14 protein-coding genes and 1 rRNA gene are annotated in these 22,346 nt (G+C 49.8%); 6 read left to right on the top strand and 9 right to left on the bottom strand.

The window, feature by feature from the left end:
- Nucleotides 1-284: 284 nt before the first annotated feature.
- Nucleotides 285-4,949, bottom strand: a complete 4,665-nt coding sequence (locus ST42_RS01725; protein WP_044072055.1) for a translocation/assembly module TamB domain-containing protein — start codon at nt 4,947-4,949, stop codon at nt 285-287.
- 452 nt (nt 4,950-5,401) lie between these two features.
- Here ST42_RS01725 and ST42_RS01720 point away from each other — a divergent pair, with 452 nt between their 5' ends.
- The 4 genes from ST42_RS01720 (at nt 5,402) to ST42_RS01705 (ending at nt 9,397) form a co-directional block, all read left to right on the top strand.
- Nucleotides 5,402-6,163 (top strand): type IV toxin-antitoxin system AbiEi family antitoxin, encoded by a 762-nt coding sequence (locus ST42_RS01720; protein ID WP_044065424.1) that lies wholly within the window; start codon nt 5,402-5,404, stop codon nt 6,161-6,163.
- Nucleotides 6,156-7,079 (top strand): nucleotidyl transferase AbiEii/AbiGii toxin family protein, encoded by a 924-nt coding sequence (locus ST42_RS01715; protein ID WP_044065425.1) that lies wholly within the window; start codon nt 6,156-6,158, stop codon nt 7,077-7,079. Before ST42_RS01720 ends, ST42_RS01715 begins: the two co-directional genes overlap by 8 nt.
- Nucleotides 7,080-7,686: 607 nt before the next feature.
- On the top strand, nt 7,687-8,250 hold the full coding sequence (locus ST42_RS01710; protein WP_022316876.1) for a LemA family protein: 564 nt from the start codon (nt 7,687-7,689) through the stop codon (nt 8,248-8,250).
- A gap of 136 nt (nt 8,251-8,386) precedes the next feature.
- Nucleotides 8,387-9,397 (top strand): M48 family metallopeptidase, encoded by a 1,011-nt coding sequence (locus tag ST42_RS01705; RefSeq protein WP_044072053.1) that lies wholly within the window; start codon nt 8,387-8,389, stop codon nt 9,395-9,397.
- 187 nt (nt 9,398-9,584) lie between these two features.
- Here ST42_RS01705 and ST42_RS01700 read toward each other — a convergent pair whose 3' ends face one another.
- The 6 genes from ST42_RS01700 to ST42_RS01675 all read right to left on the bottom strand — a co-directional run bounded on the left by ST42_RS01700 (nt 9,585) and on the right by ST42_RS01675 (nt 18,003).
- Nucleotides 9,585-10,784 carry an ATP-binding protein gene (locus ST42_RS01700; protein WP_044065443.1) on the bottom strand — a complete coding sequence of 400 codons (1,200 nt, stop codon included), beginning with the start codon at nt 10,782-10,784 and terminating at the stop codon, nt 9,585-9,587.
- A gap of 359 nt (nt 10,785-11,143) precedes the next feature.
- Nucleotides 11,144-11,542 (bottom strand): lytic transglycosylase domain-containing protein, encoded by a 399-nt coding sequence (locus tag ST42_RS01695; RefSeq protein ID WP_044065428.1) that lies wholly within the window; start codon nt 11,540-11,542, stop codon nt 11,144-11,146.
- Between the two features lie 735 nt (nt 11,543-12,277).
- Nucleotides 12,278-13,405 carry a hypothetical protein gene (locus ST42_RS01690; protein WP_156139269.1) on the bottom strand — a complete coding sequence of 376 codons (1,128 nt, stop codon included), beginning with the start codon at nt 13,403-13,405 and terminating at the stop codon, nt 12,278-12,280.
- Between the two features lie 84 nt (nt 13,406-13,489).
- Nucleotides 13,490-14,602 carry a YncE family protein gene (locus ST42_RS01685; RefSeq protein WP_044072052.1) on the bottom strand — a complete coding sequence of 371 codons (1,113 nt, stop codon included), beginning with the start codon at nt 14,600-14,602 and terminating at the stop codon, nt 13,490-13,492.
- Nucleotides 14,603-14,625: 23 nt separating this feature from the next.
- Nucleotides 14,626-16,554 (bottom strand): TonB-dependent receptor plug domain-containing protein, encoded by a 1,929-nt coding sequence (locus ST42_RS01680; protein WP_044072051.1) that lies wholly within the window; start codon nt 16,552-16,554, stop codon nt 14,626-14,628.
- A 177-nt stretch (nt 16,555-16,731) separates the two neighbouring features.
- Nucleotides 16,732-18,003, bottom strand: a complete 1,272-nt coding sequence (locus ST42_RS01675) for an ATP-binding protein (protein WP_044072050.1) — start codon at nt 18,001-18,003, stop codon at nt 16,732-16,734.
- 826 nt (nt 18,004-18,829) lie between these two features.
- On the opposite strand from ST42_RS01675, the gene ST42_RS01665 reads away from it, so the two are divergent.
- Complete coding sequence (locus tag ST42_RS01665) at nt 18,830-19,051, top strand: hypothetical protein (RefSeq protein WP_197068897.1); 222 nt, start codon at nt 18,830-18,832, stop codon at nt 19,049-19,051.
- Nucleotides 19,048-19,512, top strand: coding sequence for a transposase (locus ST42_RS01660; protein ID WP_231556863.1), 465 nt, complete (start codon nt 19,048-19,050; stop codon nt 19,510-19,512). The genes ST42_RS01665 and ST42_RS01660 overlap by 4 nt, the downstream gene beginning before the upstream one ends.
- A gap of 298 nt (nt 19,513-19,810) precedes the next feature.
- Here ST42_RS01660 and ST42_RS01655 read toward each other — a convergent pair whose 3' ends face one another.
- Entirely contained in the window at nt 19,811-21,310 is a 1,500-nt protein-coding gene (locus ST42_RS01655) for a reprolysin-like metallopeptidase (RefSeq protein ID WP_044072045.1), read from the bottom strand.
- 951 nt (nt 21,311-22,261) lie between these two features.
- Nucleotides 22,262-22,346: ribosomal RNA gene (gene rrf / locus ST42_RS13060) — 5S ribosomal RNA — on the bottom strand; the annotation flags it as partial.

Genomic DNA, 22,346 nt, shown 5'->3' with positions numbered 1-22,346 from the left:
CCTAACCTTCCCAAAGGGGAACCCATCCTAACCTTCCCAAAGGGAAGGAACTGGTTACTCTGCCAATGAACTTCAGCCCCCTCTCGTTCTCAAACCCATCCTAACCTTCCCCAAGGGAAGGAACTGGTTACTCTGCCAATGAACTTCAGCCCCCTCTCGTTCTCCCCCGAAGGGGAGATGAAGGTTACTCTTTCTTATAGCAGTCAAACAGACGAGTGGACGAATGGACGAATGGACGATCGGACAAGTGGACGAGCAGACAAGTCATCCTACTTGATTGCAAATCACTTAATCTCCCTGTTCACCAGAGGCGTCTTCGTGGAATCGCCAGAAACCGGGCGCTGGGGAGCTGCCGGCATCTGCATCTTTCTCTCCTTGCGGAAGAGATCCTTGAAGTGCTGCATCGTCTTGCGCCATGTGAATCCCACTCCGAACTCCTGCGTAGTGCCTTCGAGCCAGTCGTATGAGTTGTTGTCATAGAAGAGCCGCAGGTATTTGTTCGAGGTGTCGCCCAGACGGTATTCAAACGTCACGTTGTCGAAGAACGACTCGTTCTGGTTTGGCACGTCGGCACCGCTCGACACCTTTCCGCCCACGATAATCTTGAGCCTGTTGTTCCAGAATCTCTTGGCAAACTTGAACGAATAGTCTGTGTGCATACTTCCCGAGGCGTCGGTGGAGTTGTCGATGCCGAAGCTCAGATCGAGGGTGCGAAGGGCATTTCCCGTTATGTTGTTTATCTCAGTCTGCAAGAACGAGCTGAGGGCACTGTTCATTGAGAATGCGCTGGTGTTTCCGTCAGCGAGATACATTCCAGTGGTGAGCATCGTAACGGCGAGTTTGCCTCTCTGCTCCATGCTCATCGCCTGCAGCTCATTGTGGAGCGACATATCCTCGGGAGCATCGAGCGTGAACTCCAGTCCCATATCGTTGAGCGTCCTTGTTATCACCACTCCACACTTGAAGTCCACAGTCCTGCCCTGCTGTCCGTTGGTGCCCACCGTGGCCCTCGTCTCCTCAGTGGCTGTGATGTTCAGTTTCGGGTTCATCACATCTCCCGTGAACTCTATGTAGCTGCCGTTCTCTATGGTGAAGGTCTTGAGCGGAATCACCGGCAGGGCGTATTTCATCTCACCGTTGCTGAGCGTATACTTGCCCGTGAGGCGGAGTTCGTTGAGCGGATCGTAAGTCATACGCAGGTCGCCGCCTCCCATAAGGTCGATATAGTTGGAGTGGTCGGCATTGAGATAACACATCACGTGGGCTCCCTCGTCCACTCCCACCGAGAGAATCATGTCGAGACCCGTCAACGGCGGATGCTCCACGGTCTGCTGCGTGGAGTCGCTGAGATTGGTGAATTTTACCAGTTCGTCCATCTGGTTGTCGGTGGTCAGCGGCGAGTCTCTCAGTATATACGCCACATCGGTGGAACCGAGCACGTTGAGCCGTCCGCGCATCATCAGATTGTCGAGTTTTCCGCGCACCGAACCGTAGAAGTCGATATACGCCTTGCCGTATGCCACGCTGCGGTAGTTCTCCTTTGAGTTGATGAGCTGATAGTTTGTTGCCTTCATGCGCACGTCCATATATACATTGTCGAGGTCGGCAAAGTTTATGTTTCCGTAGATGTTCAGCGGATTGTCGTTGTGGCCGAACACCTCGAAGTTTTCGAGCATCAGCTTGCTGTCGACCACTCTCACGGGGTCGTCGCTGAAGCGGAGCTTCACGCCGTATGGCACGCTGACCATATACATGGAGTCGAGGAACACCTCACCGTCGACATGCGGTTTGGAGAGTTCTCCCCTCACCTTCATCGAGCCGTCGGCATATCCCTCAAATCCGAAGAGCTGCTGAGGAATGAATCCGTTCACGATTTTCATCGGCAGGTGTTCGAGCTTGAGGTCGGCATTGAGCACTCCCTTTCCGGCAGGGTGGTATGTTCCGATGAGCGACCCCACCTGTGAGCCCTCGCTGAAGAGCACGGCGTCGAGATAGTGGCTGCCGTCCTCCTGTGGTATATATACAAATTCGGTGCTTATATCGCCGAGCGAGCATCCCTCGTATGTCATCTTGTCTACGCTGAGGTTTGACGAGAGGGTGATGTTCTCCTTTGTCTGTATGGCGTGGAAGTCGCCGTTCATGTTTCCCGTTATCTTGGGGAAATACGGCAGCACGGCGGTAATCTTGGATAGGTCGAAATTGCTGAGTCCCACGGTGATGTCCTGCAAGGCGTCGTGGTTTTCGTCGTTGGTGTAGACCTGTAGTCCCATGCCGTCGGCAGACTTCAGTTTGAGATTTGCCGACACCCTGTTGTCGTCGCCGAGGAAGAGATAGTTGTTCTCGTTTGCCTCAAACCTCTTGTATCCCAGTATGATATCATCGGTGAGCAGATGGAGGCGCGTTCCTGTGTCTTCGATAGTCGCCGTGGCTCCGAGCTTGATGCCGAGGCGGTTGGCGGCGTCGTAGATGGAGATGTTGAGTCCCGAGCCTTGGTCGAACACGTATCCGTCGAAGAGCGAATTAAACACATACTGTGGATTGTTCTTAGAGTTGCGTATCTGTCCGTTGTAGGTACAGTTCACGGAGTCTGACACCACATTGAAGCGTATCGTGTCGAGCAGCACTCCCGCCGCCGTCAGTTCGTTCACCTGCAAGGCACCGTTCATTCCCGTAGCCGCCGACATCGTCATGTTCATGTCGGCACTGGTGAAGGTGTAGCCGTAATATTTCAGGAATCGGCTGAAGATATTGTCTTTTCCCGCCTTCATGCGGAAGTCGGCCTCCGGCAGTTGCTGGCGCAGCGCCACATAGTCGATGCGTCCGTCGGAGATTTCCTTTGAGAGCAGGCTGCCGAACTTCTCGAAGCGCGAGAGCAGATGCTCGTATCCCCCTTTGGCGTTCATATTGAGATAGAAGTCGCCGCAGTCTACCATCGCCCTTGTGGTGTCGCGGTTTGTGAGCACGTCGAAGGTGATGTTCACCGGCCGGTAAGCCTTGAGCGAGTCGAGAATCGTCACGTCGCTCGTTCCTCCCTTCAGCATATACGAGTGGCGCATGTCGGTTGCCACGTCGAAATGGCAGCACAGCGATGCCATCAGCGGCTTCTTTGCCACACCGAGGGCATAGAGGTCGATGCGGCTGATGTCGGAGGCTATGGTGGCGTCGATTTTCTTCGAACTTACGAATCCGTCCACCGAGAGCAGTCCGTCGAGCAGCTGGTTCTTGCTGTTTATGTTGGCGTGTATGAGTCCGTTGCTGAGTCGGGCATCGGCGGTGATGCCCGTGAAGTGGTATTTGTCGTAGACGAATTTCCTGATGTCGGCACTGGCATCCACCGTCATGCTCTTCTTCATAGGGTCGGTGCCCCTGCCGTTTACGTCGAGGGTTCCCGAGAAGTCTTTCATTCCGAGCGTCGGCATGAAATGGTCTATCCTCATTCCGGCGGCAGAGACTTTTGCGCTGTATGCCATGTTCGGCATGCTGAACCGTGCTTTCGCCTTCATCGTTCCCCCACCCTCGCGCATCGTCACGTCAGCGAGATACACCTGGTTGCCGCCGGTCTTCACGTTGCCCGAGAGCAAGATGCCGTTCGGTATCCTCGCTCCGCCCATGTTCTCCTTGCCCACGAGCGCCGTGATAAGCTGCGTGTTGGCAGCCGATGCCTTGAAGTTGATGCTGGCGCCGAGCCGCTTGGTGTCGGTGAGATTGGTGAGATATCCGTTGGCGTCTGCTTTCAGTGCCGACGGCAGGTTGAGGTTGAGCAGCCGGAGCCTCATCTGCTGGAGGTTTCCACTGAGTATCGTGTTGACAGTCAATGGCTTGTCGGGCCACTGCCGGCGGAATGACGCTGGCATGCCGGACATGAAGCGCATAAGGTCGCGCTTTCCGAGCGATGCGTTTGCCCTAAGGGAGAGGCGTCCCGGACAGGAGTCGCTGAAGGCATTGAGGTCCATGTCCACGGCGGCTTTCAGCCATGAGTCGGGGGTCTTGAGCAGCAGCTGCGGCATCTTCAGTTTGAGGGAGTCCATAGAGAGAGGTCCCTTGATGTCGGCAATCTGCAGTCCTCCCCTCTCCTTCAGTGCGCAATGGCGCATCACGAGCTTCAGCTCCGAAGTCTCCATGGCATAGGAGAGGGAGTCGATGCCGAGGTTCACCTCTGAGAGCAGGATGTGGTTGGGGTCTATGATGTCGCGCGAACGTGTCATGAACTTGTTGTCGTAGGCTATCCTGCCGTCGGCAAGTTCGAAATTGCCCACGCTATACAGGTTCTTGTATAGGTCGAAGGTACCTTCTCTCACTCCTGCCTTGCCCAGATATGCGTCCACCTGCAGGGTGTCGCCTGGCATGTGTACCACTGCACGCGTACGGTCAACGTTGAGCTGCTCCACATGTATCTTCCAGTATGTAGGGGTCTTGGTGGTGTCTGGCGGCACGGTGTCGCTGAGTTCCACGCTGACGTTGGCGTCGCTGAGCAGCGCATCGTCAACGATGATTGTCTGCTTGCCCCAGTCTATGCCGTGGCTGCTGAGCGAGAGGAGCCCCACGGTGCCTTTCACCCTTGCCTCATGTATGAAGTCGGTGGTGTTCATGTTCACACCCCTGAGTTCCAGCTGGTCTATCTCCACCTGCCGGCTCAGCAGCGGCATGAGCTGCACGCTGACCACGAGTTTCTCCACATCGGCAACGGTGTCTCTCACCTGCGGCAGCGAGTCGTTGGGTTTTATCATCTTGAAGTCTTCCACTCCGAGGTCGAGCGGAAACTCCAGATTCACCCTGCCCACGGAGATCTGCATTCCAGTCTTCTCCGAGGCATAGTCCGCCACGCAGTCTACCGCCCAGTTCTGCACCGGAGGCAGATAGAGCAGCACCGCCAACAATATGATGAGGAATATCGGAGCGGCAAGAGCGATGAGTGCCCAGCGTATCGTATTTCGCAATGATATGTTCATACCTAATATTAATAATGTACAAAGATAATGCAAAAAACTGATTAAACGAGATTATTACGCATTATTTATTGATTTCAGGCCAAAAAGTAATCTGAAACCTCATATCTGCCGCAATCACATGTGCTTGATTTCTTTATATCAACGATTATACCGGGCTCAAAGGGAATAATGAAGAAGACGAAATGCGTTCGACTTCAGACAGCTGAAAAATACAGAATTAAGCCCCAAAAAGGTTATTAGCCCGTCTTATGTGATGATTTTATAACCGCTTGCAGTCTCATGTCTTTATAAGGTGTCTTTGCTGGTTTTTGCACTTCATATTCGCAAAGAAAGCGAAGACGGCGCACAATATCAAGAAAAATTCAGTACTTTATTGGCGAGACATTTGGTCAATCAAGATAAATGTGTAATTTTGCATAAAAATTATCGTCAAATTCGTAATATCAGAGAAGATGGCAACAAAAATACAGAAAATAATGGAGTCCAATCCAAATACGGGCTTCATGTTTGGCGACTGGCTCACACGGCAGGGACTGGATGCCAAGGGGCAACATGCCTACATGAAGAGCGGATGGCTTAACCGCATATCCAAAGGGGTGTATGTCTTGAACGGCACTGCACCCAAACTGCTCCATGCCATATCCGCCTATAATAACCAGTTGTCGAAACGATGCATCGTTGGTGCTTACACCGCCCTCGAGCTGCGTGGTTATTCCCATTATCTGTCATTGGGCAAGCCACAAGCTTATCTTTTTACCGGAAGAACGAATAAGCTTCCCTCATGGATATTGTCGCATGATTGGGATATGACAGTGAAGTATATGACTACTTCTTTTCTGGGGGATGACCTGCTTGGCGTGGAGACCATGACCTTTGAAGGTGATATCCTTTTGGTATCATCACCAGAGCGTGCCTTTCTGGAATGTCTCCACCTGCCGGAGGCTGCCTCCTCGCTATTAGATCTATATTATATAATGGAGAGTATGACTACGCTTCGGCCCAGGCTGGTGCAATCGTTGCTTGAAACGTGCTCCTCGCAAAAGGTTAAGCGACTCTTTGTCTATATGGCAGAGAAAGCCGGACATCCGTGGTTCAAGGCTCTGAAATTTGACAATATACAATTGGGCACAGCCCGATACATGGTGGTGCCGACAGGTAAGTATATAGCGAAATATAATATGACCATTCCTAAAGATCTTGCAGAGTATGAATGAGAACTATTTAACCGGCAGAGTTTATGCCCAAAAGGTGGAGTTGCTACTTCGCATTATGCCCATCGTCATGGAGGAAGGTGTATTTGCAGTCCATGGCGGCACCGCCATAAATCTCTTCTTGAAAGACTTGCCCAGATACTCGGTCGATATAGACCTCACCTATATTCCGTTGGCTGACCGGAAGCAGAGCCTAGATGATATTAACCTTCATCTGGCATCTATTTGCGAGAAAGCAAAGAAGGCTTTCAAGGGTATGCACATAAAGCCCAACTACAACACCAGCAAGTTGCTTTGCGAGTGGCGGGGCAAACAGGTAAAAGTAGAAGTAAATCAGACTAAGCGTGGACTAGTGGGCGGGGAGAACATCACTGTGCCATTAAGCGAGAAGGCACAGAATGAGTTTGGACTCTATTGTGAGGCCAATATCGTTCCACTTACCCAGCTTTATGGAGGCAAGATTGCAGCCGCACTCTCTCGCCAACATCCTCGCGACTTATTTGACGTGAAGTATATGGACATTCCCTTGGCCGATTGTCGCGAAGGCCTGATATTCTGTCTGCTTGGCAGCGACCGTCCAATCCACGAGTCCTTTGCTCCAAGACTGATTGACCAAAGCGAGGCCATGGCCAACCAGTTTGACGGAATGACCGACATCCCTTTCACTTATGCTGAATTTGAAGAAACACGCACCAAACTGATAGATGATGTGAATGGTATGATGTCAGAAGCTGACAAGAACTTCCTCGTAAGCTTTGAACAGGGCAAACCGGAATGGGAAGGCTACGAGTTCGCCTACATGCGGAATTACCCCTCGGTAAAATGGAAGCTCTTCAACCTGGCAAAATTGGCGAAGCAAAACCCTGAGAAACTTACGAAGGAAGCTGCAAAGCTAAAATCAATCTTTAAACTTAGATGAATCGCCTCCTTGATAGTTTAACGTTTATTCAACTGCATTGCATTCTTCTTCAAACTTAGAGCGAACATCAGTATCTGCCTATCGTGCTAACGTAAGCTTATATACGCATAGAATATGCCGTTAGCAGTTTGTATAGCGCACTTTTTGGAAATATAGGCAGTGAGGGGTGTAACATTCTACGAGGTGTAACATTTCATGTAATATTATTGGAAACGAGAGGGAAAACATGATATTTGAGAGGATTTGCAAGTTTTTTGAGAGGATTTGCAAGTTATGGTCTCACGATTATTGGCTACCTTTGCAACAGAACAAGAACTATGCTGGGCAGAATGATTACTGCGCCATGCAGCAATGAGGCTTTGGAAGGCAGAAAAGGAACGGCAAAGTGACAAAAAAAATGAACATAAAGCAAAACAAAACTTAAATCAGACGTGACAAAACAAGAAAAGGTCTTATTTTTGTAGTATTCCTGTCAGTTCCTGCGTCAATATGGGAAAAGAGACAGAAACGCATAAAGAACAGAGAAAGAAAATATCACATTATTAACAACGCCGACGATCCCGGCGCGGCAAGCGACGGGAGAAGGCACTAAAAAAACCTAAACATTATGACAACAACAATCGTGATCATCATTATCGTCGCAATCCTGGCGATATGGCTCGTGTCAATCTACAACAGACTCGTGAAACTGCGCAACAACCGTGAGAACGCTTTCGCAAACATCGACGTGCAGCTCAAGCAGCGCTGCGACCTCATCCCACAGCTCGTGGCTACGGTGAAGGGATATGCCACTCACGAGAAGGAGACGCTGCAGCGCGTGACCGACGCCCGTGCCGCATCAATGGGAGCACAGACCATAAACGACAAGGTGAAGGCTGACAACATGATGACAAGCGCACTCGCCGGTCTCAAGGTTTCGCTTGAGGCTTACCCAGACCTGAAGGCTAACCAGAACTTCATCCAGCTGCAGGAGGAGATTGCCGACATCGAGAACAAGCTCGCTGCCGTTCGCCGCTTCTTCAACTCTGCCACACGTGAGCTCAACAATGCCGTGGAGACTTTCCCAAGCAACCTCTTCGCCAAGATGTTCGGATTCTCCCGCCAGCCTATGTTCGAGATTCCGCAGGAGAGCCGCGCCGCAGTGGAGAAGGCTCCGGAAATCAAATTCTAAGCCGCGGCCAGCATATCAATTCGGGTGAAAACCCGCTGACAAGCATGGGAGTCTGGACTAAGACTCCGATTTCTAACTTTTCCCCCGTCGCGGCAGCCACCATAGGCAGCCGGGCGGAGGATATAAACTCTTGATTATGAAATACGTAGGAATGTATACCCAAGTCAGCCGCAACAACAAACTGACTATAATGCTGCTGCTGTCTTTTCCGGCTCTCACGCTCCTCATGGTGTGGCTGTTCTACGTGCTGCTGAGCCTTTGCGGCGTCGCATTGGACGGCAATGCCGAACAGGTTGGGGGCAACGTGAACTGGACATGGGTGAACGGAGCGTTCATCGACTCGCTGCCTTGGGTAGTGGGCACCGTGAGCGTGTGGTTCGTGATAGCATATTTCTTCAACGCGTCGATGGTGAAAGCGGCAACGGGAGCCAAGACTCTGGAGCGCCGCGAAAACCCCAGGGTGTATAACATCGTGGAGAATCTGACGATGACGGCGGGAATGGACATGCCGAAGATAAACGTGGTGGACGACCCGCAGCTCAACGCCTTTGCCAGCGGAATAGACAGGAAGAGCTACACTGTGACGGTGACCACCGGACTGCTGAAGGTGCTCAACGACGACGAACTGGCCGGCGTGATAGCCCACGAGCTGACGCATATCCGCAACCGCGACACCCGTCTGCTCATCACGAGCATCATCTTCGTGGGAATCATCACGACGATAATACAGGTGAGCATAAGGTCGTTGTTCTGGATTGTCAGCGACAGTTCGAGCAGCAGCAGCAGCGACGATGACGACAACAACAACGGAGGCGCTGCTATACTAGTGTTTCTGATTGCCATCTTCCTTGGCATCATAGCCTATTTCTTCGCCCTGCTCACCCGCTTCGCCATCAGTCGCAAACGCGAATATATGGCTGATGCCGGCGGCGCTGAACTCTGCGGCAATCCGCTTGCCCTTGCCTCGGCACTGCGCAAGATCAGCGACAGACCTGGACTGAAGAAGGTGAAGCGCGACGATGTGGCACAGCTGTTCATCGTGCATCCGCAGGCTCTGAGCGGCGGCAAGGGCATGGGCTTCTTCACATCGCTCTTCTCCACCCACCCCGACACACAGAAGCGCATCGAGATTCTGGAGCAGTTCTGACGCCTGCTGCCGCATCAACAATCGGGCATAAGGCCGTTAAATAATATAATAGGCCGTCAATGTAATATTTTACGACTGTTTCAATGTAATATTTTACTTTGCAGTCTTCCGCATGCGGCAGAAGAGAATACAAACAGAATCACGCATCATGTGAGGATAATTCCCTCCATGATGCGTGATTGTTTTTTTATGGCCTTTCAGTCAGCCAGTCCAGCACGTATATCTGCTTGATGCCATCGTGCTGCGCAACAGGGTCATTGTCCATCGTGAGCAGATATTTTGGGAAAGAATCCGGCAACGACTTCAGCGGTGCCAGCTCCCTGTTCATCGTAGCCTCATCTCTGACGCTTAGCGCCACCTGATAGTAAGCCTTGTCATTGCCATTGATTACAACGAAGTCTATCTCCGCCTCTCCGGCCTTGCCCACATAGATTTCCCCACCGCGTCGCGCAAGTTCCAGAAAGACAATGTTTTCAAGAATATGTCCCATGTCGCCGCCCTTCGTTCCATTTATTACATTGCGCAGTCCGATGTCAGCCAAATACAGTTTCATTCCCGTTTTCAGCAGTTGCTTGCCCTTGGTGTCGTATCTCTGTGCTTGATAGAAAATATAGCTGTCTGTCAATGCCGAGATATAGTTCTCCACTGTATGTGAAGTGATTTTCCTTCCGAGCGACGTCAAGGTATCGCTGATGCGCTTTATTACCGAGATGTTGCCTATATTGTCGGCTATGAATCTCACGATGCTCTGCAGCATCATCACGTCGGTTATCTTTTTCCTGCCCACCACGTCTTTCAGCACTATGGTATTGTATAGTCCCGACAGATATTCGCGCATCATCTCCTTGTCATTGCATATCTGAGTTACATACGGAAACGACCCGCATTCTACATACTGTCTGTAAGCCTGCTCAAGAGACTGCGGCTTGCCGCTTGCCATTATGAATTCACTGAAAGAGAACGGGAAAAGTTTTATTTCAACATATCTTCCGGTAAGCAACGTGGCAATTTCGCCAGACAACAAGTAGGCATTGGAGCCTGTGATGTATATGTCCACGTTGTCGAGCAAAAACAGACTGTCTATGGTTTTCTGAAAATTGCCGACCAACTGTATCTCATCGAAAAACAGATAGTTCATCCTGTCTGGCAGCAGCCGTTCTTTAATATGACTGTGAAGACGTTTGTAGTCAAGCAAAGGTTCATTGTCGAGGTCTTCAAAATTAACGCTCTGTATCTGTTCCTTCCTGACTCCATCCTGCTGCAGCTTGTCACTGAACATCTTCAGAAGTGACGATTTTCCACACCTGCGGATGCCTGTAACTATCTTTATCACCTTCTTGTTCTTCCATTTTTCAAGAAGTGATATGTATTGCTTTCGTTCTATCATATCGCCAAAAATGTAATCCATTGCAAATATAGCCATTTATGCCGACAAATTTGCATTCCATTGCAAATTTCTTCAGATTTAACTGCAAAAATGAAATGTATTGCAAATTTCTTAGGGTTATCCACGAAAAATGAAATGCATTGCAAATCTCCTTACATTTTCTATAAAAAATGAAATGCATTGCAAATTTCCATCGGCTTATATCGTCCCCCAAATCAGTCGAGAAGAAACGAAAAGGCGCCAAGCCGTGACCGTGGTTGGTCGTGACTTGGCGACTTGCTTATTTATAATTTGCCAAAACTCTTGTTGTTTTGTCTGGCCATAGAGGGGGTTGACCTCCTGCCGGTTGGTGTGACAGCTTACTGCTTTTTGTTGAGATATGACATCACCTTCTCGTAGTAGCGCTGCGTACCCTTTATGGAGTATCGCATACCGCCGTTCCATGAACGGATTGCCTTCTCGATGTTGTTTTCTACATTGTAGAACGACTGAATGAGTCGGAACATCTCTTTCGACTTAGCCACATCGAAACGGTCTTTCAGCGAATAGCGCTTCTTGCTCTTGCGCGCCTTCAGTATGATGTTACACTGTGCCACGCAAATCGGAGTTATCTGCATTGCTCCGCACGAATTGCCGCTTCTGGCATTCGGGTTGCCTCCGCTCTCCACCTGTATCACCGCTTCCATCACGGGTTCCCAGTCGAAATCTGCTGTCGTTTGTTCGTCGCCTCCGGCAAGCGCTGCCAAAGGAAGACACATGAATAATAATACTACTAATAAAATCCTACTCTTTGTTGAAAAATTCATAACCTTTTGTTTTTGGCATCTGGGCCGTATTGACTGGGCACAACAACAACTCTGGTCAATACACTGAACAATATATGAACATTAATCCCGCGGTGTCAACTTTAAACATAAGAGAAAAAAAACGTTGACCCTGGACACCAGTTAAATACTGTGGCAAAACTTGCTTGATCAAAACGTAAGCAGTTAAGCCGTTTCTTGATTTCGGATGCAAAAGTAGTAATAATTGTTGACATACACAAGCATTTCAGCACAAAACCCTCATTTTGTGCACATTCTTAACATGGGTCAACAGAAATTAAGACAGCAGTTTTTTAACTTGAATATTGACACCAACCCCCACCTAACCTCTGACCCATCCTGACCTTCCCCAAGGGAAGGAATAAGTTACTCCGACTATTGACAATAGCCCCCACCTAACCTCAAACCCATCCTAACCTTCCCCAAGGGAAGGAATAAGTTACTTCGACTATTGACAATAGCCCCCACCTAGCCTCAAACCCATCCTGACCTTCCCCAAGGGAAGGAATAAGTAACTCCGACTATTGACACCAGCCCCCACCTAACCTCCCCCGAAGGGGAGGGACAGATACACTTGACTGGCCGATTGACTAACGACACCTGTCTGACTGACTGACGAATCTTGGTTGCCGATTGATGAGCTACACATGTTTTGTCTGACTAATATCGTCAGAATACCATTTTCTTGCCGTTGTGGATATAAATCTGGCCTCTGACGAGCCGGTCAACTTTCTGTCCCATGAGGTTGTAGTAGGTGTCAGAGGGGCGGGTCTTGTATGTAGGGGCGGTGATGCCATCGACGGGCTGGTTGGGGTTAGGACGGGGCGTGATGATATAAGGGGCGTCATCGTAGCCGGGCACGAGATGCAGGTCCTGGAAGGTGTCTATTTCAGTGGACGTCTCGCCGATCAGACCGCAAAACTGCAACACGCCGGTTGCCACGCGCACGAAGTCGATGTGGTCGAGAGCCACCGGACGACCATCCTTGTCAACAGCCCAGTCGATGTCGAACGAACAATATTTCGGGTCGTTAGCCGGACAGGCGTCCACATATCCGTAAGAGTCAGCCGCATAGCGGTATTGCACCCAATAGTCCCTGCCGTCCACCTCGTATTTCTTGGCCGGATTCGGCAGGCGACCGCCCTCGAAGGTCAGCTCATCGGCAGTCTCCCACATAGGCCAGTATGTCTGCTTGTGGGCAGCGAGCTTAGGATAATAGTACGTGAAATCCCAACATGAGTCGTTTCTTTCCGTCACCAGTCCTGAGCATTTCAGATACATATCATACATCGACCCCGGCAGTGCGTGGTCGCCCTCCTCAGCCGTCGGTCTATAGTAAGTGAGCCTCATCCTGCTGTATTCATCGGTGAAATATTCCGAACCTGCGAGTTCATACCATTCCGCCGTCTCCACATTGTCGCCCACTCCCACATATACTATTCCCGGTTCAATGCTTCCGCCTATCGTCTCCTTGCCATACACGGGGTCGTCGGCGGCATACATGGCATTGCCGGTGATGAGAAGGTCAGAACCGGTCTTGTTCTCCACGGGATGGTCGAACTTCACGGTGATGTATCCGCCGAAAGAACCGAGGTGTACGAGATATCCTTTCTTTGCCAACTGTTCCTCGCAAGCCTTCAATACCTGTTCGCGGGTCATCCCCTCTTCCACTTCGGGCAGTACGTTGACAAACTGTCCCGGTGCCGGACAGTATTCCAATACGCTGATCTTCTGTGTCTGTGCGCCGGCAACTGCCGTCATAGCGCATAATGCAAATGCCAATAACAACTTCTTCATAATCTGTGTGGTTTTAAGTTCTTTTATTTCAATAAACGCTGATTTACATTTCTGCAAGTCACCGCTTCCGTTTCAGCAAGCACTTCACTTCTTCAGAAACAGCAACTTGCCGGGATTTATCCCCTCCAGAGGGTATCGCCCTATCAGCTCGCCTGTGGGAGAGAATTCATACAGTCTGCCGTTCGTGGCATATCCCCGGGCATCGGTGACATACAGGTGTGCCGAGTATGGCGATATGAAAATGCCGTAGGGCGCCTGCATCTTCAGTATTTCCGGAGCTGCCGCGGCATAAGAGGCAAGCCCGTCTGCCACGTCAAGCGAGGGCAGGCCGATGGTGTGTGTGGTGAGGGTGTAGGCGCCGGTGACATACGAGAAGCTGCTGCCTATCAGATAGAAGCGGTTGCCGTAGGCACAGGAGTATGTGGCAGGGAAATCAAACACCCGGAACTCCTCGTCCGCCATGTTCATCACCACGGTCTTTGACGCCACGTCATAACTGTCGCCGGCGGAATTGATACACAGAAACTGTCCGCAGCACGTCATGTCGCCGAAGAGATTGATGCACCCCGTGTCGATGCGCCTTATCTCGCACATCGTGGCGGCGTCCACCACAGAGACGGTGCTCTCATACTTATGACCAGCCTGACCGCCGTATCCTCCGGTGTTTGCCACGAAGAGCCTGCCGTCATAGTATGCCACACCCTCCGGCTCGTAGCCCACATGACAGGTGTCTACTATCTGCTTCGTCCTGATGTCAATCTTGGCCACATAGCCGTTGTCGGCATACGAGGTGCAGTAGAGATATCCGCGGCGGTCGGTGGCGAGGCGGCGGTTGTTTGGTATGTCTTCGGTGGCGGCAATCGCCCTGCCGTCGGGATAGATATACTGTATGATGTTCGACCAGTTCACCGATATGGCAATCAGCGTGTCGTTCACCTGCAGTATGTCGTTGCCCGTGTCGCCGAGGTGCATTCCGGGATTGTTCTTCTTGAACCACCCGTTTGTCACCGTTCCGCCGTCGATATAGCTCAGCGTGGAGTTGTCGAGTCCCCACAGTCCCTGGCAGAGAACCACGATTCTGTCGTCTGTCTGCGTGGGCGCTACGGGTGGCTCGCTGTCTGCCGGCTCCAGCGAGCAGGCGGCGAGCAGCGTTGCCGTCAGCATTATCGTCAGTATATATATATAATGTCTGTTCATATCATCAAGAGTTGGCGAACTTCTCAGAGTTCGAATTTCACTGTCGCCTTCCAGTTACGTCCCGGCATGGGATAGCGCTTCACCACTTCGTGGCGCGAGTCGGTCAGATTGTTGCATTCCACGGTAGCCTGCACCACCATGCCGTTTTTCAATCTGAACCGCTTGTTCAGCTTCAGGTCCACGGTATACCAATCGCCAAGCAGGTCGTCGGCATTGTTTGAGATGAGGGCGAAGCGCTCACCGGTATACAGGAACGAGGTGCAGAGCGAATATGAGTCGTAGCCGAGATCGACGATGAGCGAACCGGAATGCAGCGGACTGTATGGCACGTAGTGCTTGTATTCCGGGTCGGAGGGCATACTGTAGTCGCGGTCGCTCTGACAGGTGTAGTTGGCGTTTGTGGCAAGTGAGAATTTTCCCCATTCGTTGCTGTATCCTCCGGATAGCGACAGTCCGAGCGACTTCACCATGCCGAAGTTCACCATCGACCATCTGAACTGGCATTTCATCGGTATCGCCACTATCTTGTCTTCTATCTCGTTGTAGTATCCGTCGATGGCAAAGTGGAGATGTCTGCCGCGATAGTCCACTCCGGCATCCCACTGCGTGGTGTATTCCGGCTTCAGGTCGGTGCTACCCACAAGGGTGTAGTATAGGTCGTTGAGCGTGGGGGCGCGGAAGATGCGCTTGTTGAAGGCTCTCACCACCCACGGCCCGCTCTTGTAGGAGGCAAGGAACATCGGTGTGAGCTTCCTTAGCGGCGAGGCGTTGCCGCGGGTGTGGTCTTGTATGTGGGTATAGAGCATGGCGAGGTTCACCTCCAGTCCTCTATACGAGAGAATGGCTGAGAGTAGGCTCTTGGAGTCGAGGCGGTATACGTAGCTCGACTTATACACGTCGGTATTGAGGTCGCTCCATGTGATGTCGGTGCTCGCCGTGAGCGACAGGTATTTCATGTTGTACGACCCTGCCACAGAGGCGTAGACGCTCTGCTGCGTGTAGTGGTTGTTGCAGTAGATGGCGGCGGCGTTGGTAGATGGGTCCTGCAGATAGTGCAGATAGTCGAACGAGTATTTCAGGTTGGTGCGCAGTCCGAAGTTCTCCCACAGTTTCTTGTATGACGACTGCACGAAGAAGTTCTGGTCCCACTGCCGGTCGGTGGAGTCCCACTGGTCGGTGAGCCGTCGTATCACGGGACCGGGCAGTCCGCGCTCCGAGTTGTAGTAATACACGTGGGTGGCGAGCCCCTTGTAGAATCCAGCCGCCTCGAGCCTGTAGAAACGGATGTCTGAATTGTGGCGCTTGCCGATGGTGTCTTCAGAGAGGGAGCGGAAGCGGAACTTGTAGTTTCCGTCGGTATGCTGATATTCGGCATCCACGAAGAGGCGGTCTTTCAGCGAGAAATACCCCTTCACCTTGTTCAGTCCGAACGACCCCGTGCCGTATTCTGCTGTCAGCGTGGTGCGGTCGGGTTTCCTGGTCTGCATATACACTGTGGCAGCCGAGGCATATTCGGTTGCCGACTGCAGGCGCTCGTTCTTGTTGGCGTTGTATAGCGACACCGACTCCATATTGGAGAGTGAATATCTGCCCAGGTCCACCTGTCCGTTCTGTGCGTTGGTGATGCGGATGCCGTCGAGATACACCCCCACGTGCTGCGAGCCGAGCGAGCGCACGTTTACGGTCTTCAGTCCGCCCAGTCCGCCGAAATCCTTTATCTGCACGCCTGAGAAATATTTCAGTGCGTCGGCAACAGAAGTGGTGGAGAGGTTCTGCAGCGTAGGTCCCGAGATGGTCTGGCTGGGTGTGAGATAGTGGGGACGCTCCCCCACACACACCACGTCGTCGATGCTGAAGAGGCTGTCCTCATAGTTTATGAGACTCTTCTGCGCCCAAAGGGTATGGAGAGAAGAGCACAGGAGTATCAATGCTGATAGTATTTTATGCTTCATAGAATAATGTATGGGCGGATTGCCGCTGCAAAAATATGAAAAAAAGGATATATCAGCACTATATATGTCGGAAAAATGTATCGGGAGGCATTATAGCATTGTATGTCTATAAGGCCCCAATCGGTCATCAGAACGTTTACCCCACCATCGGTCATTATACCTTGCATGTGATTATTGTCAGTCTTTCAGACATCCGACAGGCACAACATACACGCCGTCTTTCCTTCGATATGCGAAGTCGCCAGTTCCCGTCAGCACCATCATGAATGAAGGTACATTCATCTTGTCTGTATTGATTTTTTCTGCAAGACTAATAAGATTGGTAGCTCCCTCGTTGATGAGCTTGTCGCCACCGAGCTTCACTTCCACAAGACCATATTTCCCGTTTCGCAGATGCACTACAGCATCACATTCCAATCCGTTTTTGTCCCTATAATGATATACCTCTCCATCCAAAGCGTCAGCAAAGACTCTCAAGTCTCTGACACAAAGAGTCTCGAAGAAAAGTCCCATCGTATTGAGGTCGTTAATCAGATCCTTAGGACCAAGTCCCAATATCGCAGTACCTATAGAGGGGTCAATGAAATATCGGGTATTTGCAGTTCGGATTGCGGTTTTGGAGCGCAGGTTCGGATTCCACGCTTCAGAGTCCTCGATAACGAATATCTTCCGCAACGTTTCCAAGTAGCTTCCTGCCGTCTTGACGCTGATTTCATTTTCATCATTTGTCAGCATGTCTGCCACGATAGTACCGATAGTAGCTTGCGAACCTTGGTTGCGGGCATACGACCGCAGGAGCAACCTTGTAGTAGTGGCATTACGATTCACGCCATCAACCCGCGAAACGTCTTTCTTGACAACCGCATCCACATAGTCGAAAGCCTGTGCCAAAGCAGCCTCATCCTGCAATCCGCATGCAAAAGGCCAGCCGCCACGGCAGATAAGAAAGGCAAGGTCTTCAATTTTCAACTTGTTAGTGGCAATTATTTTTTCCGGTGCCTCAAACAAATGTGCCAAGCTCACCTTTCCGTTTGATTCTCCCGACTCATACAGACTCATGGGACGCATGGTAAGCCGGCTGAATCTTCCTGTTCCAGAATGATGCATGTCTTTTTCTTCGGCAGGAACGGCAGAACCTGTCAAGACAAACTGTCCGACATCATGCCTATGGTCAACCTCAAATCTTATGGCGTCCCAGAGTTTTGGTGCCAGCTGCCACTCGTCGATCAGCCTTGGAGTTTCACCATCCAGCAAGACAGAAGCGTCGATTTCTGCCATCTGCAGATTCGTCTCCAGCGAGGCAGGATTGTCCATATACAGGATACTGCGGGCTTGTTGCTCTGCGGTGGTCGTTTTTCCGCACCATTTAGGTCCTTCAATCAAAACCGCCCCCTTGCTTGCCAGTTTCTTAGCAAGCATCTGGTCAGCAATTCTATGTTTGTATTCCATATCTCAGATATTTGATTACGAATTCATATAATTAAAATGCATGAAGAACGGTAACATCAAACGTGTTTTTATGTTATCACAATATGCATCTTTATATTTCAAGATAGTGTAAATCGAATGCAAAGATAGGAATTTATTGTCATATTTCCTCAGTTGGCCGTATTTTATTTCCTCAGTTGGCCGTGTTTCACTTCCTCAGTTGGCTGCATTTCACTTCCTCGGTTGGCCGATATTCGTTTCCTCAGTTGGCCGTGTTTCACTTCCTCAGTTGGCCGTGTTTCACTTCCTCAGTTGGCCGAAACACTATCAAAAGAAACTATTTTTGCATGGAAGAACTATTGCAAGCTACACAAGACTGACACTCCTCCGGTAGTTGTTCTTTGCTTTGAAAATTGCCAAGCCATAATCATTGGAAAGTATAACAAAAACTACAGGAAATGGGCAAGCACCGTGCCCATGTGGGGCAAGCAGCTTTCTCACTTGGGGCAAGCACATTGCCCCAAGTGGGCAAATTTCGTACTCCAAACTGCGCCCAAAACATTACATTGGACGGACAGTAATCCACTATTCTGAAAAAGCAAAATCCAGACAAGTTCCAATGACCGGTTTGGGATAAAAACACTTCAGGCAGCATAAAAAAAACAGTTCAGGCAGCAGTGGAAGAAAGCTCTTCATCACTGCTGCCTGCTGTTAATGTGCCGACGTCCAGACAAGTTGGCGGAAAAGTGGCGCAACCGACAAACCCTGTGGGGAGGGTGTACGGACGCTAACCCAAAACTGTTGCTAAACGATACATAATTGCCCCCAAAGTTAGTACCTTTGCACTATGAATCGTAGCAGCAACATAAATATGTATGAAGGCCTTGCCTCATATTTTCTCCCTACAGGTATCCTTGAGTACTTTGAAGTGACAGACTTCACTGAGATTCCGACACAGGACACCGAAGTCCTATACACAACCGAGCTTCATATCTATCTTGATGAACGCGACAATCGCACTCCAGACATGAGTGGCTCTGTGAGCGATGGTTTCGGCGAGGAGGCATGACTTCTTGGTTTGAACCACCAAGGCTTACTAACGGAGAAACACTCGTTGAAGCATTAACCCGGTGTCGCAGGCAATTGTCCATGAGCCGGGAGAAATGGAGCCTGACGCAGGAAAAACGGGCGAAGACTCTCTTTGAACTGCATCCAAAACTAGAGGAAGCATATAACCTAATCAATTCACTCAGATCCGTATTCCGCAACAAGAAACTCACAAAGGAAGCTGCAAAGGAGAAGCTGGGAGAGTGGTATGATAAAGTTGCCGCATGCACTCGGCGAGAGATCAAGTCCGTACGTGAAACCATTAAATTCTATGAGGACGAGATACTGAACTACTACATAGAACGTCAGACAAATGCTTCAGCAGAATCACTGAACTCAAAAATCAAATGCTTCCGGGCACAAGTGAAAGGAATCAGAGACATACCTTTCTTCATATATCGTTTAGCGACAGTTTTGGGTTAGCATCCGTGCGTCCTCCCCATAATCCAAATCCCTTTAACATTTCGCAACTCCCCGACAATGGGTAGCTACTCAGGTGGTTGCAAGACAATGTGCCGCACCTTGCTTGAAGGCGTGTGGCTCAGCGATATTGGGCGTATGGCCGAGGTGAGAAATGTACCGCACCTTGCTTGGTGTGAGTACAGGGTTTGTTCTCATTGGGTATATTTAGGTAGGTTCTATAAATTAGTGTCAATGAAAGATAGGTTTTCTATTCTGCTTGGACATAGGTTTAGCATAACCCACATCTTACTTGGGAACATTACTTCACGAGAACCCTCTTTCCATTGCATATATACATACCTCGGGGCAGTGACGAAGCACGTTTTGCCGAAACCTTTCGTCCACTGACATCGTAGATGCAATCTGCTGACGATTTGCCGGCACCTGGAATGGAGATGGATGATGGAATACCACTGCCGGAAAGAAGAAAGCCGCCACCACCCTCTGGTGTAAGGCACGAAAGTGTGTATGCCGCACCGCCTATTTCCTCAATGCGTATTATACCTGCACGGACGGAACAAACTGCAGTGGAAAAATCCACGTCAAGATTATCTATCTTCAAGTCAGGCATCTCAACCACACATTCGCCATCAAGGGCCGGAACGGAGGCCGCAAGGATGTGGTTGAATGTTTTTCCATAATCAGTCGAGAGCGTTATCCTCAGTCTGCTTTCCGAATTAAAATAACTGGTATTTACTCCCCATGAAAGACGCACCTTGTCGCCAGGAACATAGTTCTGCTTGTCTGGAGAGAGGGATAGCGAGAAGCGTTCGCCTCCTACAATATCCACACCTATCTGGCGTGTAGTATAATTGCTGTAGAAAGGTGAAGCGATAAAAGTCTGCCACGTAAGAATGTCGGAGTCGGGCATATCGTTGATAGAGAGTGTCATGGAATAACTGCCCGCTGCCTTGTTATGGATGTCGGTCTTGTTTACTATATAATAATAACCGTCATAAAAGATATCCGCCACGTATTGGGGTCGGAAATCCAATCGCGAACTAAAGGTCGGAGGCATCAGGGTAAAATCATTGCTGACAGTAGCGTAAGAAATCCTGTTATTCTCTGCATCGTCTGCCTGAACATCCAACGCAAGGCATGCTCCCAAGGGAATTCTGACAGAATATGGCATGTTGCTTCCAAATGCAGGTGCTGTATTGGATACCTTCTGTCCGTACACATAGTTTCCTCCCAAATCTGAACCGACAAGGGTGTTCTTGTCCTGGTCGCTGTAGTAGGCAGCGTTATTCTTGACACATGAAGAGCGTATCTGCATAATGGAAGTCAGGGAGAGAAAATTTCCCCCTGCGTCCATCAGCGAAGCATCCTCTGTGTGCCCGGCACCAAACAAGTGTGCTATTTCATGCGCCACAATCCATGGATTAGGGGCGGCATATCCGGATGCCTTGCTGTCCTTCTTGTATGCCCCTTCCAGTATAGAAAGGCCGTTGTTGTTTTCATTCTCGGGACGATGCAGAATCCAAATGCCTATATCGTACGAAGACTGACCGATAAGTTCGTCGAGAAGTTCTGTTCCGTAACTGGGAGCATTCATATAGTTTTCATCTATAATGTTATACGAAGACAGCAAAAGTCTGCTATCCCTGTTCACGGTAAAACAAAATCCCAACGGAACGTAAACCTTGTTGAGATATTCCTCCACATCGGACCAGAATTGTTTTACAGCGGCTTCATCGCCATGAAAGTCTTCCTCAAAGGATGACCTTGTAACTGGCACTGCCGCCTTGTAATAACGCATTACATTGTCGCCGAGAATGGTATTTTGCGACTTGGACGGTGCGGATACAAGGATGCACAGTAAAAAACAGAAAATAAAACTTAACCTTGAATGTTTCATAGAAGTATGTCTTTAGGGAGGGTTTATAAATCCACTTTAAGCTCAGCGAGAAGTCAGAACCTCATTATGGCTACCGCTGATGTGATTTTGTTTCCGCAAATTAAGCGAAACTTTTTCAAATATTGCAAGTATCTCTATTGATATTTTTCGGAGAGAGTATCGCTTTGATTATTATTAACAACTAAGCATAAAGATTTTAAGCGGTTATCCAGTTTCTATGGTATTTGAATACCTGTGCCGTACGGGCGATGTTATATGTCAGGTTTGTCATTGCAACATTTGCTTTGTCACGGATACTACCTATCCCACTAAAAACAAGACCTCCCATCGAACGCTCTATTAAAGCATGACCGCGCCTTGCTGATGCAAATCGCGTCTTTTTAACATTTCAAGGATTGTATTCAAATGTTAATACGATTTGCTTTTTGCCGAAAAATGTTGTATATTTGTATAGTGAAGAGGAGAGAGCCCGAAGACAGAAGGCTTTCTCCTCTTTTTTGGCCCATATTGGCCGTTGTTTTTTCTTTGAGATAGAAAAATTTCTCGTTGCGAGCGAAATTTTTCTCCGTGCAGTTGGTGCGCGCGGCGGCCCTTTCCCGAATTTTTTTCGGGCCCTGAAACTATAAAAAAACCGTCAACCATCTGGTCCCATATTCGGAAGTGTCTATAATTCAGTCACTTCCGCCTGTTTCTGGGGTCAAAAACCATCTGGTAATTGTCCGGACAATTCAATTATCGCCTGATGAAAACATACATGACGTGCATGAGGACCAAGGAAATCCCCGATGCGTACAGACGCAAAAAAATCCTCCGGAGGATTGCTCTTCCGGAGGATTCAAGTCTTAAAGTGAAAAAAGGCGGTTACCTACTCTCCCACATTGCATTGCAGTACCATCGGCGCAAGCGGGCTTAACTTCTCTGTTCGGAATGGGAAGAG

This window comes from Prevotella pectinovora (assembly GCF_000834015.1).
GTDB lineage: Bacteria > Bacteroidota > Bacteroidia > Bacteroidales > Bacteroidaceae > Prevotella > Prevotella pectinovora.
The sequence above is the reverse complement of the archived record's forward strand: the minus strand, read 5'-3'. Positions and strand labels throughout refer to the sequence as shown.

Excerpts from the sequence above, each read along its gene's own strand:
- ST42_RS01725 (WP_044072055.1), bottom strand. The coding sequence starts at position 4,949 with ATGAACATATCATTGCGAAATACGATACGCTGGGCACTCATCGCTCTT.
- ST42_RS01720 (WP_044065424.1), top strand. The coding sequence starts at position 5,402 with ATGGCAACAAAAATACAGAAAATAATGGAGTCCAATCCAAATACGGGC.
- ST42_RS01715 (WP_044065425.1), top strand. The coding sequence starts at position 6,156 with ATGAATGAGAACTATTTAACCGGCAGAGTTTATGCCCAAAAGGTGGAG.
- ST42_RS01710 (WP_022316876.1), top strand. The coding sequence starts at position 7,687 with ATGACAACAACAATCGTGATCATCATTATCGTCGCAATCCTGGCGATA.
- ST42_RS01705 (WP_044072053.1), top strand. The coding sequence starts at position 8,387 with ATGAAATACGTAGGAATGTATACCCAAGTCAGCCGCAACAACAAACTG.
- ST42_RS01700 (WP_044065443.1), bottom strand. The coding sequence starts at position 10,784 with ATGATAGAACGAAAGCAATACATATCACTTCTTGAAAAATGGAAGAAC.
- ST42_RS01695 (WP_044065428.1), bottom strand. The coding sequence starts at position 11,542 with ATGTGTCTTCCTTTGGCAGCGCTTGCCGGAGGCGACGAACAAACGACA.
- ST42_RS01690 (WP_156139269.1), bottom strand. The coding sequence starts at position 13,405 with ATGAAGAAGTTGTTATTGGCATTTGCATTATGCGCTATGACGGCAGTT.
- ST42_RS01685 (WP_044072052.1), bottom strand. The coding sequence starts at position 14,602 with ATGAACAGACATTATATATATATACTGACGATAATGCTGACGGCAACG.
- ST42_RS01680 (WP_044072051.1), bottom strand. The coding sequence starts at position 16,554 with ATGAAGCATAAAATACTATCAGCATTGATACTCCTGTGCTCTTCTCTC.
- ST42_RS01675 (WP_044072050.1), bottom strand. The coding sequence starts at position 18,003 with ATGGAATACAAACATAGAATTGCTGACCAGATGCTTGCTAAGAAACTG.
- ST42_RS01665 (WP_197068897.1), top strand. The coding sequence starts at position 18,830 with ATGAATCGTAGCAGCAACATAAATATGTATGAAGGCCTTGCCTCATAT.
- ST42_RS01660 (WP_231556863.1), top strand. The coding sequence starts at position 19,048 with ATGACTTCTTGGTTTGAACCACCAAGGCTTACTAACGGAGAAACACTC.
- ST42_RS01655 (WP_044072045.1), bottom strand. The coding sequence starts at position 21,310 with ATGCGTTATTACAAGGCGGCAGTGCCAGTTACAAGGTCATCCTTTGAG.